Source organism: Citrobacter sp. Cpo109 (assembly GCF_030332565.1).
Lineage (GTDB): Bacteria > Pseudomonadota > Gammaproteobacteria > Enterobacterales > Enterobacteriaceae > Citrobacter > Citrobacter portucalensis.
Genome location: NZ_JAOWHQ010000041.1, coordinates 1 through 13,422, shown reverse-complemented (window position 1 = coordinate 13,422; position 13,422 = coordinate 1). Strand labels below are relative to the sequence as shown.

The window sequence follows — 13,422 nt, the reverse complement described above, 5'->3', positions numbered from 1 at the left end:
AGCACATCCACGCCTGCATCCTGCAGTCCTTTCGCCAGCGCCAGCTTCAGCGTCTCACTGGTCAGGCGCACATCGCCGCCGAGGACAATCGTTTTTGGCTTCAGGAACTCGCCGTAAGCGCGGCCAATACGCCACGCAATCTCTTCATTTAACTCTTCGCCCAGTCGGCCCCGGATATCGTAGGCTTTGAAGCAGGTTAGCTTATTCATATCTACTTTTCTCGAATTAGACTCGTCCATATTTATCTGATATCCGAACAATATCATCTCCCTCAAAATAAGATCCTGACCGAACCTCGATGACTTCTAGCGGTATTTTCCCCGGATTCTCTAGGCAGTGAATTGAACCAATAGGTATATAGACAGATTCGTTTTCACAAACAAATTTAGTTGATTCGTCAATTGTTACTTTAGCTGTCCCCGCGACAACAACCCAATGTTCAGCACAGTGATGGTGCATTTGTACAGACAATCTCTCGCCAGGCTTGACGGTAATTCGCTTGACCTGGTAACGGTCTCCGGCATCAATGGAGTCATATTTGCCCCACGGACGATAAACTTCGCGGTGAATGTGGTGCTCATGACGTCCGTCAGCTTTAATTTGCTCCACCACTTTTTTGACATCCTGTACCGCGTTGCGATCGGCAATCAGTACCGCATCTTTGGTCTGCACCACCACCAGATCTTTAACCCCGACGGTCGTCACCAGCCCGGATTCGGCATAGACGTAACTGTTTTCCGTTTTGTGGCTAATGACATCGCCGTGATGTACATTACCTTCAGCAGTATGGGCGCTGATTTCCCACAGCGAAGACCAGGAGCCGACATCGCTCCAGCCTGCATTCATAGGCATCACCACCGCATCGGCCGTACGTTCCATTACCGCATAGTCCACCGACTCTTCCGGACAGGCGAGAAACGCCTGTTCATCAACGCGGATAAAATCAAGATCGGGGTCAACCGTACTCATGGCGTTTTCGCAGGCCTCAAGGATGTCGGGACGATACTTTTTCAGTTCCTCCAGGTAACGACCGGCCCGGAACAGGAACATACCGCTGTTCCAGTAGTAGTCGCCGCTTGCCACATACGCCTGTGCGGTTTCCAGATTAGGTTTTTCAACAAACTGCGCAACGTTATAGACCAGCGCTTGACCAGCTAAACATGAAGGTTCACCACTACGAATATAGCCATACCCGGTTTCAGGTTGGTCAGGTACAATGCCAAAAGTCATCAGTTTTCCACTTTCAGCATAGGGAACAGCACTTAGCACTGTTTTACGAAATAATTCTTCATTCTTGATGATATGATCAGCTGCAAGTACAAGGATCAGCGGATCGACATCCGTATAACGTTGCTTGGCAGCCATAGCAGCTAAGGCTATAGCAGGTGCAGTATTACGGCCAGCGGGCTCTAGAATAATATTCTCTGTTAATTGCCCCATTTCTCGCAGCTGTTCAGCAACAATAAACCGATGCTGTTCATTGCAAATCACTATTGGACTTTCGCAATCCATGCCATTCAGACGAGAAATGGTGGCTTGCATCATAGTGAGGTCACCCTTTAGACGCAAGAATTGCTTCGGATAAAGCACACGTGAGAGCGGCCATAACCTACTTCCAGCCCCTCCTGCAAGTATAATAGGAATAATCATACTATTGCTAATTACCTTTGTGGATATTGGAATAAACATCAACCAGATTAGAAATCATTTTATCTCTAGTGAACATATTATGATACCGTTCTAATGCACCTTGAGCGAAATATTCAGACCTAGTTAATACAGAGCCTATCGCATATGCTAATGCCCTTGGATCATTAGGCTCCACCACCAGTCCTGACTCTTCATTTTTATTAACCCACGGAACACCGCTATTTTTTATATTTGTAGAAACAATTGGTTTTCCATAACTCATAGCCTCCAATTGTACAACGCCAAAAGCTTCAGATTTATGTACTGATGGTAAACAAAACACATCACAAAGCATATAATAAGCGGAAAGTTCTTCGTATTTGATAGCCCCCAACAGTACAACTCTTTCTTTTAATCCATTTTCAATAATACATCTTGACAACTCATCAAATAATTCACCCTGCCCTCCAATCAATAAAATAACATCATCCCCTAGAAAATTCATTGCTTTTACCAGATTATTAAAACCTTTGTAATAGACTAGTCGACCAAGGGAAAACACTACTTTTTTATCTTTATATTTCTTTTTTAAGTGCGCCAATAAATTTTCATTAATAGGCAATCGATTAGGTTCAATTCCAATTGGCACACTGATTATTTTATCTCTAACTTTCACTAACTGACTAGACGATTGACCATAAATATCAGAAGTAACTATTATCTTACTTGCCTTCTTTAATAAGGCATTTTGAAGAGGCTTGAATATTTTCAATGCCATTTTTTGTTTGACGATATCACTATGCCAATGTAAAATAATCGGTGCAGCAGGAGGAAATAAAATTAGTGCTAGAACAGCCAAAGGATTAGGCAAGTGCACATGGATAATATCATAATCATTGCGCACCCTCCACCATGCCAATATATATGAAATCGAAATTGGAGTCGAGAGCAGTGTAAATAAAATTGCTGCTCGGATAATTTTCGATGAATTATCTACACTCACTATAGTTTTGTTTGTATTATTAACACTGAGTACATCAACACTGATATCTTTCTCGTTCATCCCCTCGGTGATATCTAATGCGACTTGTTCTATGCCGCCAAAAATAGGAGGATAGAACTTGGATAGTTGCAAAACTTTCATTTTTACATACCTATTTTTCTATGCTATTAAATATATTCTTAAAGTGGTTTTTACATGATTGCTCAGAAAAATAGGTTAAGTATGCTCTTCTATTGTAATCTGTATATTCATGATGCGAAACCTTATTTATCATGGTACAAAATGACTCATTCGTATCACATGAAATAACATTAACCCCATCGATTATTTTTTCATACCCAATAAGTGCAAATGGAGATGCTATGATAATTTTATTGTACATTAATGATTCGGCTATTTTTACTTTCATTCCAGCCCCAGTAAATATAGGGAAAACCATCACATCTATAGAAGAATAAAAGTCACTCAGAGAATCAATATACCCAGACACTGTTACATTATCAGAGCACAGTGATTCGTATCGTTCAAACCCATTACCGCAAATATAAAAATGAGCAACATCGACAAGATTAGGAGCTAGCTTTTCGGAGATAAACTTCGCAGCTTCAATGTTAGCAAAAAAAGCGCTACCAATAAACCCCAGTTTTAATTTACTTCCTGGGCTTTCATTAAGCTTAAAAGTGTCTACCCTCGCTTCCTTTTCTTTAATACAGACAGGGACAATATAATCAGCTTCTCGTCCATATTTATTTTTCAAACGCACTGAATCATTATTATGCAATGTAATAATTACATCACTATGTCTTACCGCAAATTTTTCTGCAAAGAGAGTGGCTAATAATGATGGCAGAAAATAGATTCTGCCAGACAAAATTCGTGATATTTCAAAATCAACTTCAACATTATGAAAAAAAGTAACAATTAGAATATCATTGAATTTCTCCCTACAATACTTTGCTATACCACCTAAAAGACTAGAATCAAGGTAGATAATATCCGGCCGAACATCTTTTATTATTTTTTTTATCTTTCGCATCACGGAAAAATTAAGCCTACCAGAAAACCCCAGAAGATTTGAAAAGGCAGTAGACAACCTACTGCTACTGCCCGTTAATAAAAAATCAACATTATCAGGCGCATCAGCGATATCTTTTAAGATAGTGATAGAATATATCTCATGTGACCCTAAAGATTTTAAAGCTAAAAAATTCGTATTTGAAACGACTGCCCCACCATAGTCATTCTTACCTAAACTCATTGAAATAAAAAGTATCTTTCTCATTCAGTACTCATTCAGTATTCGCATATGATGTCAATAACATACGTAATCAAAAGGCATGCTACCGCCCCAGGCTTAACAGCTACCAGTGCACTAACAAAATGCCAAAGATGTATCCAGCCCTGCTACCTATCGCAAAGCCATCTCAAATTCAAACGCTAATTGTCTTACCAAATGCTACCAGAAACAAGAAAAAATCCAACAAAAAACAGATTAAACTTGGTAGGTTAACTTATTGTAATCCTTCATTTTTAATATAAAAAACGACAGTAACATTCCATTGCCTAAAGCACAGACGCTGGGATGTTAGCTGCCGCTATTTTTTCTGGCTTACCATCACAAAGACGTGAACTTCTATTCGCTCAGTAGCTTCTCGATGCTCTTACGGAACTTCGGACCTTCCTTCAGATTACGCAGTCCATACTTAACGAATGCCTGCATGTAACCCATCTTCTTGCCGCAGTCGTAGCTGTCGCCCGTCATCAACATGGCATCAACGGACTGTTTTTTAGCCAGCTCCGCGATGGCATCCGTTAACTGAATACGCCCCCAGGCACCTGGTTCGGTTTTTTCCAACTCTGCCCAGATATCAGCAGAAAGCACATAGCGCCCTACAGCCATCAGATCGGAATCAAGCGTTTGCGGCTGATCCGGTTTTTCGATGAACTCAACGATGCGACTGACTTTACCTTCATTGTCTAAAGGCTCTTTGGTCTGAATAACAGAGTACTCAGACAGATCACCTTCCATACGCTTACCCAGCACCTGACTGCGCCCGGTTTCATTAAAACGAGCAACCATAGCAGCGAGGTTGTAGCGCAGCGGATCCGCACTTGCGGTATCCAGAACGACGTCAGGTAATACCACGACAAACGGGTTATCGCCAATGATAGGGCGAGCACAAAGAATGGAATGCCCCAGACCCAGCAACTGAGCCTGACGAACGTTCATGATAGTCACGCCCGGAGGGCAGATAGACTGCACCTCGGCTAATAACTGGCGCTTAACACGCTGCTCTAGGAGTGATTCGAGTTCGTAAGAGGTGTCGAAGTGGTTCTCAACTGCATTCTTAGACGCATGAGTCACCAGAACGATTTCTTTGATACCGGCAGCTACAATTTCGTCGACAATGTATTGAATCATCGGCTTGTCTACGATCGGCAGCATCTCTTTAGGGATTGCCTTCGTGGCAGGCAACATGTGCATCCCCAGACCCGCTACCGGAATAACTGCTTTCAAATTAATCATTAAGTCATTCACCTATTCAATTGTTGTTGAATTATAGCTTTTTAGCTTGTTTTAGCCAGTATGAATTACATTACTCCGATGCCGCGTATGTTACGCCGCTTAACTGCGGAATGCAGTAATCTTAATCCCAGGCGGGTACAACTTTTGCCAGGAATGGTCGCAAAGTTACCTCCCCTGCCCCGGCATTCGAAAATTCACCGCTTCGACATTCACCACCTGATGGTTTACCCGATCGATGTCAACTGAACTTTGCCCGCTTTCGTTTACCGCATGTACGTTGGCCAGTGAGAGTAGTGTGTCCTGTCTGGCCATAAACTTGCCGCGCACATCCTGGCGTAGATCGAAGTGCATCTTTAGCGCGGGTCCTGTTGCGGATTGCTGCATCACTCTGATGTTACGTAAAAAAAGGTGCTGCGGTTGGTTGTGCAACTCAAGCGTGGCTCGCTTCATCTCAACGTTGGTGATGGCCACGAACGACGTTGCATTACCTGATGAGATCTGAATGCCGCGTAATTTATATTCAAGTTTTGTGTTATCCAGATGGATATTATTTAACTTAAAGTTCTGCGGAATGGATAAATATCGTCCTTTAATAACACCGTAGCCAATGAGCATACCTGCGCTATTTTCCATATTGATATTATCAATCACGAAATTATCGCATCCATAAATAGCGACCGTCGCATTATCAATGCCCGCTTTCTTACTAAAATCTGGGGTAATATTTCGTGCAGTGATATTACGAATGATAAAATGTTTGCCGTTCTCTACATGGACTAGCTGTCGACAGTCGGTACCGGTGATATTCGCCACGACAAAGTTTTTTACCGCCAGTTCATCGGGATAGGAATTGTCATAGGTACTGCCCGCCAGCCCGATGCCGATGCCCCAGTTCACGTTGCCATTGGTACAGTTAATACGTTCAATGACATGGTCAGAAATGAGGATGTTGCTGTCGTTGATCGCCACATTCCACTCAATGGCATCCCCCTGTAGATCGCTAAAACGGCAGTTTGTAATCTTTACGTCATCCATCCGGTTATGAAAGCCCTGACGCAGGATCCCATAGTTAGCGCGTGTGACGGTAATATCATCGATAACCAGATTACGCATCAGCCTCGGTGTTTTGCCGCCGATATAGATTTGCGTCACTGGCCCGAAACCACTCATGGCAATCCCTTTTATCACGCAATCCGAACCGCGCACATCGAGAGTAATGTTTCTCAGGCTCCCGCCCTGATCGCCTATCACCTTACATCCATCCTGCAGAACAAAGCGACCACGGCCATTGCCGCTGATTCTGCCTTGCAGGTGTAGCGTTTTGCCAGGAGGAATAACGACAGCAGTATTGAGATCCTTACATTCCAGTCCTTTGGGTACGACTACCGTTTGTCCTTCTGGGAACGCCTGCCGGAAAGAAGCGACCCAATCCTTTGGGTTGTAATCCTGAATGTTGACGCAGTCCGATGATTCAAGCGCCCGGACAACGGGAAAATGCAGCACGGCAAGCGCAGAGCCTGCCGTCAGAAAAGTACGGCGTGAGAGTTTGTTCTCTGACATACAACCTCGATTTACATCGTTTGTAGCAGACTGGCTAACTGTTTATTGATCGCTAATTGATTAAATTCTTTTTCAATTTTTTCGCGCGCGCACTGCACAATCGGTTGCACCTGCTCACTATCGAGTAGGCTAAATGCCGCTAATCTCTCTGCCAGAGCCTGCGCGTCATTTTCCGGTGCCAGCCAGCCAGATTTACCCGACTCGACAAGCTCCGGGATCCCACTGTGGACGGTAGAAATGACCGGGATCCCCACTGCCATCGCCTCCATCAGCGCCACTGGGATACCCTCCATATCGCCATCCCTTCCGGTGATCGACGGCAGCAAAAATACATCCGCCTGCTCAAGCATCTCCTTTACCTGATGACTGGGTTTAAAGCCGGGCATCTCAATCACATCATCAAGCTGATATTGCTCGATAAGCGTACGCAAACGACGCTCCCAGGGACCAATGCCAAGAATGCGGTAGCGAAATAAGACGCCCTGCTCTTTCAACTGCCGACAGGCTTCGATGGCGACATGCAGTCCTTTTTTCTCGGTTAACCGGGCGACAGAGATAATCTCCAGCGGTGCGGCTGGGGCTTTCAGTTGACGAGGGCTAAAACGTGTCATGTCGATACCCATACGCGAAACCGCGATTTTTTGCGGCGGGCACCCCATGTTTTTTAAACGTCCAGCCCAGAGATTACTGATGGGTAACATCAAATCTCCACGTTGAAACAGCTGCTGATATTCAGGGGTATAGTGAGCAAGCACATCCCGATGCGAAACATCGACGCCGTGAAAAACCGTGGCGATTTTTCCGCGGATCATCCCAAGCTCACGCAACTTGGCGGCGGTTACGCCTGCCGGCCCAAAATGAGCAATAAAGACATCCGCCTGAAACGCCTGCGGATTCCCGCCGCAAATAGCCGCCAAAATCAGATTGCGCGCCTCCTCGCCATAGCGTGCAACATTAAGCGCCTTCCAGGTCGCTGCGCGGGTGAGACCGTGCAGAGCCGCCGCGGCCCTATATTTCAGCTTCGCCAGTTTGCTTTCCGGTTCATTGAGCAACCAGCGCGTTTTTTCACCCAGCCGGTAGGTATTAAATGAGGCATGCGTATTTTCAAGATCGCCCTTCTGCAAAGCGACAATCTCCACGTCGTAGCCCATATCGATAAATGCGGTTATCTGATTGAGTACAAAGGTCTCAGAAGAGAGCGGAAATTTAAGCAGGAAAAAGCCAATCTTCATTTTTCCCCCTCAATGCGCGTTAAAACCGACTGCACCATGTGTACCCCGCGTTCGCGTTCGCGTGTCACAGCATCCCCAAGCCGTATGTTCAGATCAGGTAACTGTCCGAGGGTATCGGCGACCTTTCCTTCCAGACTGCCATCGAGCAGATGGCGAATATCGACAGCCATCTCCGGCAACCCCAACTGTTGCATAATCCCTGCCGATTTATGCTCGTAGTTAATGGCGATGGCTGGCGTCATAAAATTCATCGAGATGATGGCCGAGTGCAAGCGAGTACCCACCGTCAGATCGCATGCTCCCAGAATCTTCCCCATCTCCAGATCGTTAAGTTCATCCATCACCACGTGATATCGGGACGAATCGTTAACATACTGGCGCAGGTTTAACGCCACCATGCGATCATCTTTGTTGTAACTATCAATACCGGTGCATGTTGACAGTGCAATCACCTGGTAACCTTCATCGAGGATGCGGTTCACCACCCCGGCAAAGGCTTGCTCATAGGCCTGCTGCGTTGTCCCCAGACGCTTATCAAAAGGGGCCAACTCGCGTAATGTAATGGCAACGGTCTTCTGTTTAGCCGCCATATCTAACCAGTGCTGTACCGCATAACCTGGCTCAAAATCCTCATGATGATTGTCGACCAGCCAGGCCGTATCCACGCCTGTTTCAACTTTATCCGTGGTAATTGCGCTGCGCTTCATCAGATCAAGACTTACGGATTCACGTAAAATCAACGCATTACAGTGACCAAACACGTAGTTCGCCAGTTGATTAAACTGCTCATCCTGGAATGGCCCAACGCTGTGACCAATCATGTACAACGGTTTTTTCGCCATAAACGAACACAGGGCATGTTCAAACTGCGGTACGCCATACAGATCGACAAAGAACGATCCGCCGACCTGGATGATGGCGTCATAGCGCGACAGCAGACGAACAAAATCGGTAAAACCCTGGGCGATAGCGATATTGCGCAAATTACCGGAGTCGGTAACACGCGAGAGCAGTACCTGATGCTGATAGCGGCGACGCAGCACTTTCTTCACGCGCCCCATAACACCCGCTGCGTTGTTGTGTTGCTTCATCTGCGAATACAGCGGATCGCCCATCACCGGGCGGTTCAGCAACCATGAGGAGCTCACCGGGTAACGGCTCATAACATCCACTTCAGTCTCAGGACGCAACGCGTTAATGGCATCCAGCAAACCGCGCAGGATCGCGCTATCCCCTCGGTTCCCGCAGGTATGGTTGCCCAAAATTAATAGTTTCATTATGACCTCTTAAAGCGTTGTTCTTATCCTGCACGGAGCAAGGTTTTCATTTTTTCACTGCGACAGAGCTGGCGTTTTATTTCCACCACCAGCGGATGACGCGACAGCACCATCATTAGCGCAAACGCCAGCGCCCCTGCCGCTATCTGGCTCCCCAACAACACGCCCAACGACAGTTGCCCATGCAGCAACACACCCAGCGCATAACTCACCACAAGGGTTGGCAAGGAGAGATACAACGGCAGCCAAAGACTGAGCATGTACTGGCGGTAGCTGGGGCCAAGAACAGGTTTAATCATCACGAAATAGCTGAGGACGGTGTTAATCACCTGGACCAACAAAAAGCCCAGCGTCACGCCAATTACCCCGGCCAGATGTCCACCGATGAAAATGGCGGGAATAAACAGAAAGGTTTTGAACACATTGAATTTAAAGCTGATATCAACCCGCGCTTTCGCCATCAAAAGCGATCCTATTGGATTCCCCACCGAGCGCAGCAGCCCAACAATGCACAGCAGTTGCAGGAGGGGGATAATGCCGTTCCACTTCTCGCCGAATACCAGCGGCACCACGTTATTCGACACCACCATCAGTCCCAGCAGCGCCGGGAAGTTGATAATCCCAACCACCGACAGCAGCTTGTAAAAATTCACTCGCAGCTTTTCACTGTCGTCCTGGATTTTGGCAAACGCCGGAAACAGCACGCGGGTGATAATCGGGTTCAGTTTGATCGGGGGGACAACCGCCACATTCCAGGCGAGATTGAATCCACCCGCCACGCCAGCTCCCAACGTGCGGGCTAAAACCAGCGTGGAAAGGTTGGTATTGATGTAATTGATGATGCTGTCTGCCGTCAGCCACGCACCAAAACACAGATTCGACGAAACCGATGCCAGAGAAAAATGCAGCCCCGGACGGTAAATCCGGCGACCAAAATAGCCGAACAGCAGCGTACGTAGCGTACTGTTTACCAGATACCCGAGAATGGCCGTCAGTGCGAGCGGCCAGAAATGGGCGCTGACTACGGTAAAGGTAAAACCGGCCAGTACCGAACTGGTTTCAATCATGCCAATTTTGTTGAAGGCCAGCTCTTTTTGCATCAGCGCGCGAAACTGCTGCCCGTGCGGTATCACCACAAACGCCAGTGATAAGGTTTTGATGAGCGGTGCCAGTTCTGGGTTATTGAGCACATGGGCAATCGTCTCGCTCAACAGAAACATCGCCACGCATACCACGATACCCATCCCAACGTTGAGCCAGTACAGCGTGGTCAGTTCAAGATAGCCAATCTCTTTACGCTGAATAATTGAGTTGGCGATACCAAAGTCAGACAACGTATCGGCCAGCGCGATGATCACCAGCGCCACGGTTAACAACCCGAACTGGTGGTTATCAATAATCCGTGCCAGTACGGTCATCTGGATAAGCCCCAGACCAATGATGATCACCGTGGCAATCGCCGACCACTTTGCGCCGTTAAGCGTTTTTTCTCGTAAACTCATGTTAATACGCCGCTTTGTTGACAAAGCCTTTGAATACCGTCAGAAAAACAATTTTGATATCGAACCACACGCTCCACTCGCGAATGTATTCGAGGTCAAATTCCACACGTTTTTCCATTTTTTCCAGCGTATCGGTTTCACCCCGCCAGCCGTTGATTTGCGCCCAGCCGGTAATCCCCGGTTTCACCTTATGGCGTAACATGTACCCCTCGATCAGTTGGCGATACTGTTCGTTATGCGCCACCGCATGCGGGCGTGGCCCGACGATAGACATGCCTCCGGTCAGCACGTTAATAAACTGCGGCAGTTCATCGAGCGACGTTCGGCGCAGGAAATTCCCCACAGGGGTAACGCGCGGATCGTTTTGCGTCGCCTGCGTCACCACCGCGTCGTTTTCCATCACTTTCATCGAACGAAACTTCCAGACTTTGATCGGTTTGCCGTCCATGCCATAGCGGGTCTGGCGGAAAATCACCGGTCCTTTGGAGGTCAGTTTTACCAGTAGCGCTATGCCACACAGCACCGGAGAAATAAGCAGCAGGATCAGCGAAGCCAGCACGATATCTTCCGCGCGCTTTAACAGACGATTAATCCCCGAGAGCGGCGTGTCATACAGCGGCACCACCGGAATGCCGTTCATCTCTTCAATCCGTGAATGCAGAATGTTGAAGGTAAAGACATCAGGAATAAGGATCACAGAACAGGTGGTATCAGCCAGCTCACGCACCAGTTTTTTGACGCTGGCGCCATCGCTCATCGACATGGCGATATAAACGTTATGAATGCGTGAGGCTTTGGCGTCATCCACCAGTTGTTGCAGATTACCGGCCCAGTCGCGGGAGTTTTTTCCAGGGATAGGATCGTGATAGACACCTGCTACTTCAAACCCCAGCCACGGTTCATGGCGAAAACTGTCCAGTAGCATTTGTCCGGCTGGCAGCTCACCTGCCACCGCCACCCGACGAGTGTTGTACCCGCGATTGCGCATCCATCCCGCGCCGTAGCGAATAAACGAACGGCACAACACCAGGCCAACGCTGGATAGCAGATACCACGCCAGCCAGACGGCGAGACGGTTGTCAAAATCGTTATTAAAGGCGATCAGACCTGCGCAAAAAATCAGACTCAGCGACCAGTTTTGCAGTAACAGCACCAGCTCAGTGGAAATTTTGACACCACGCCAGGAGCGATAAAAATCCGTTATGCCACCGAGCATCTGAAAAACGACCAGCGTGATCAGCGCCACCAGCAGGTGCATGTACAGGAAAGGCAAACCGCTTAATTCGCAGATTACCCACAACCCGCCAAACATGATGGTGATATCTGAAAAGCGTTGCACCATCGAAATTAACGACGCATTGGTTTTGGCGCGTTCGCGCTTTTTTAGATGTGTCATCGTGGTTCCTGTTAGTCACCCTTTGCCCAGCATCGGGCAAAGGAAGCACCAGCATTACTGATTCAGTAACGCCAGAAGAGTGCGCGTTCGCGCTTCCATCAACGGAATATCTCCGCGCGATTCCACGTTCAGGCGCACCACCGGTTCGGTATTGGATGAGCGTAAATTAAAGCGCCAGTCGACAAACGACATGCTGATACCGTCCGTTCTGTCCACCGACAACGCCTCACGGGAAAAATGCTGCTCCACGCGCGCAATCGCCGCCGTCGGCTCTGCCAGTGTACTGTTTATTTCTCCGCTCGCCGGGTAGGCCACCATCCGGTCACGAACCAGTTCGCCCAGCGACTGCCCTTTCAGACACAGCAGCTCCGCCACCAGCAGCCACGGGATCATTCCGCTGTCGCAATAGGCAAAATCGCGGAAATAGTGGTGCGCACTCATTTCACCGCCATAAATGGCATCTTCACGGCGCATCCGCTCTTTGATAAACGCGTGCCCGGTTTTAGACATCACCGGTTTACCGCCTGCCGCCGTCACCACATCCACGGTGTTCCAGGACAGGCGTGGGTCGTGGATAATTTTCGCCCCCGGATTCTTCTCCAGAAACGCTTCCGCCAGCAGGCCGACAATGTAGTAGCCTTCAATGAACTGACCTTTTTCATCGAACAGGAAGCAGCGGTCAAAATCACCGTCGAAGGCAATCCCCATATCCGCGCCGTGTTCAATCACCGCATTGCGCGTGTCGGCCCGGCATTCCGGCAGCAGAGGATTGGGAATACCGTTGGGGAAGTTGCCATCCGGCATGTTGTGAATTTTGATGAACTCGACCGGCACGCCCAGCGCCTTAAAACGGGCTTCAATGGCGTCAACCACCGGACCTGCCGCGCCGTTGCCGGAATTGAGCACCAGCTTCATCGGTTTCAGGTTGGCTGGATTGATGTAACCCAGCAGGTGGTCAATGTAGGCATCACGGGTAGTAATGCGCTGGTAGCGGCCACGTTTTGTCTCATCAACCGCCGGGAAGTCATTGGCTTCCGCCAGGCGCTGCACGTCGCGCAGACCGGTATCACCGCTGATGGGCCGAGCCCCTTCCCGCACCAGCTTCATGCCATTGTAATCCATCGGATTATGGCTGGCGGTCACTTCAATACCGCCGTCAATGCCCAGGTGGAAAGTGGCAAAATAAATCTCTTCGGTACCCGACATGCCAATATCCAGCACATCCACGCCTGCATCCTGCAGTCCTTTCGCCAGCGCCAGCTTCAGCGTCTCACTGGTCAGGCGCACATCGCCGCC

The 13,422-nt window shown here is 48.1% G+C and carries 10 protein-coding genes and 1 pseudogene; all 11 read right to left on the bottom strand.

Annotation, left to right across the window (positions count from 1 at the left end; all coding sequences use genetic code 11):
* Window positions 1-209: pseudogene (locus tag OGY71_RS01275) on the bottom strand (phosphomannomutase CpsG); the annotation flags it as partial.
* Window positions 210-225: 16 nt separating this feature from the next.
* Complete coding sequence (gene cpsB, locus OGY71_RS01270; RefSeq protein WP_410198767.1) at window positions 226-1,650, bottom strand: mannose-1-phosphate guanyltransferase; 1,425 nt, start codon at window positions 1,648-1,650, stop codon at window positions 226-228.
* 7 nt (window positions 1,651-1,657) lie between these two features.
* Complete coding sequence (locus tag OGY71_RS01265) at window positions 1,658-2,773, bottom strand: glycosyltransferase (protein ID WP_003834232.1); 1,116 nt, start codon at window positions 2,771-2,773, stop codon at window positions 1,658-1,660.
* 10 nt (window positions 2,774-2,783) lie between these two features.
* Window positions 2,784-3,914, bottom strand: a complete 1,131-nt coding sequence (locus tag OGY71_RS01260; RefSeq protein WP_003834233.1) for a glycosyltransferase — start codon at window positions 3,912-3,914, stop codon at window positions 2,784-2,786.
* Between the two features lie 351 nt (window positions 3,915-4,265).
* Entirely contained in the window at window positions 4,266-5,159 is an 894-nt protein-coding gene (gene galF / locus OGY71_RS01255) for a GalU regulator GalF (RefSeq protein WP_003834236.1), read from the bottom strand.
* A 165-nt stretch (window positions 5,160-5,324) separates the two neighbouring features.
* A complete protein-coding gene (wcaM, locus tag OGY71_RS01250; protein WP_003834238.1) occupies window positions 5,325-6,719 on the bottom strand; it encodes a colanic acid biosynthesis protein WcaM in 1,395 nt (464 codons plus the stop codon).
* An 11-nt stretch (window positions 6,720-6,730) separates the two neighbouring features.
* Window positions 6,731-7,951 carry a colanic acid biosynthesis glycosyltransferase WcaL gene (gene wcaL / locus OGY71_RS01245; protein ID WP_003834240.1) on the bottom strand — a complete coding sequence of 407 codons (1,221 nt, stop codon included), beginning with the start codon at window positions 7,949-7,951 and terminating at the stop codon, window positions 6,731-6,733.
* On the bottom strand, window positions 7,948-9,228 hold the full coding sequence (wcaK, locus tag OGY71_RS01240; RefSeq protein ID WP_003834242.1) for a colanic acid biosynthesis pyruvyl transferase WcaK: 1,281 nt from the start codon (window positions 9,226-9,228) through the stop codon (window positions 7,948-7,950). Before wcaK ends, wcaL begins: the two co-directional genes overlap by 4 nt.
* A 23-nt stretch (window positions 9,229-9,251) precedes the next feature.
* Window positions 9,252-10,730 carry a colanic acid undecaprenyl disphosphate flippase WzxC gene (wzxC, locus tag OGY71_RS01235; RefSeq protein WP_286612695.1) on the bottom strand — a complete coding sequence of 493 codons (1,479 nt, stop codon included), beginning with the start codon at window positions 10,728-10,730 and terminating at the stop codon, window positions 9,252-9,254.
* A 1-nt stretch (window position 10,731) separates the two neighbouring features.
* Window positions 10,732-12,126: an undecaprenyl-phosphate glucose phosphotransferase gene (gene wcaJ, locus OGY71_RS01230; RefSeq protein ID WP_126317720.1), complete on the bottom strand. Its 1,395-nt coding sequence runs from the start codon at window positions 12,124-12,126 to the stop codon at window positions 10,732-10,734.
* Window positions 12,127-12,180: 54 nt separating this feature from the next.
* Window positions 12,181-13,422, bottom strand: a 1,242-nt coding sequence (cpsG, locus tag OGY71_RS01225) for a colanic acid biosynthesis phosphomannomutase CpsG (protein ID WP_286612693.1), incomplete at its 5' end; no start/stop codon positions are given.

Coding starts and splice junctions, on each gene's coding strand:
- wcaL (WP_003834240.1), bottom strand. CDS start 7,951: ATGAAGATTGGCTTTTTCCTGCTTAAATTTCCGCTCTCTTCTGAGACC.
- cpsB (WP_410198767.1), bottom strand. CDS start 1,650: ATGATTATTCCTATTATACTTGCAGGAGGGGCTGGAAGTAGGTTATGG.
- wcaJ (WP_126317720.1), bottom strand. CDS start 12,126: ATGACACATCTAAAAAAGCGCGAACGCGCCAAAACCAATGCGTCGTTA.
- OGY71_RS01265 (WP_003834232.1), bottom strand. CDS start 2,773: ATGAAAGTTTTGCAACTATCCAAGTTCTATCCTCCTATTTTTGGCGGC.
- galF (WP_003834236.1), bottom strand. CDS start 5,159: ATGATTAATTTGAAAGCAGTTATTCCGGTAGCGGGTCTGGGGATGCAC.
- wcaK (WP_003834242.1), bottom strand. CDS start 9,228: ATGAAACTATTAATTTTGGGCAACCATACCTGCGGGAACCGAGGGGAT.
- OGY71_RS01260 (WP_003834233.1), bottom strand. CDS start 3,914: ATGAGAAAGATACTTTTTATTTCAATGAGTTTAGGTAAGAATGACTAT.
- wzxC (WP_286612695.1), bottom strand. CDS start 10,730: ATGAGTTTACGAGAAAAAACGCTTAACGGCGCAAAGTGGTCGGCGATT.
- wcaM (WP_003834238.1), bottom strand. CDS start 6,719: ATGTCAGAGAACAAACTCTCACGCCGTACTTTTCTGACGGCAGGCTCT.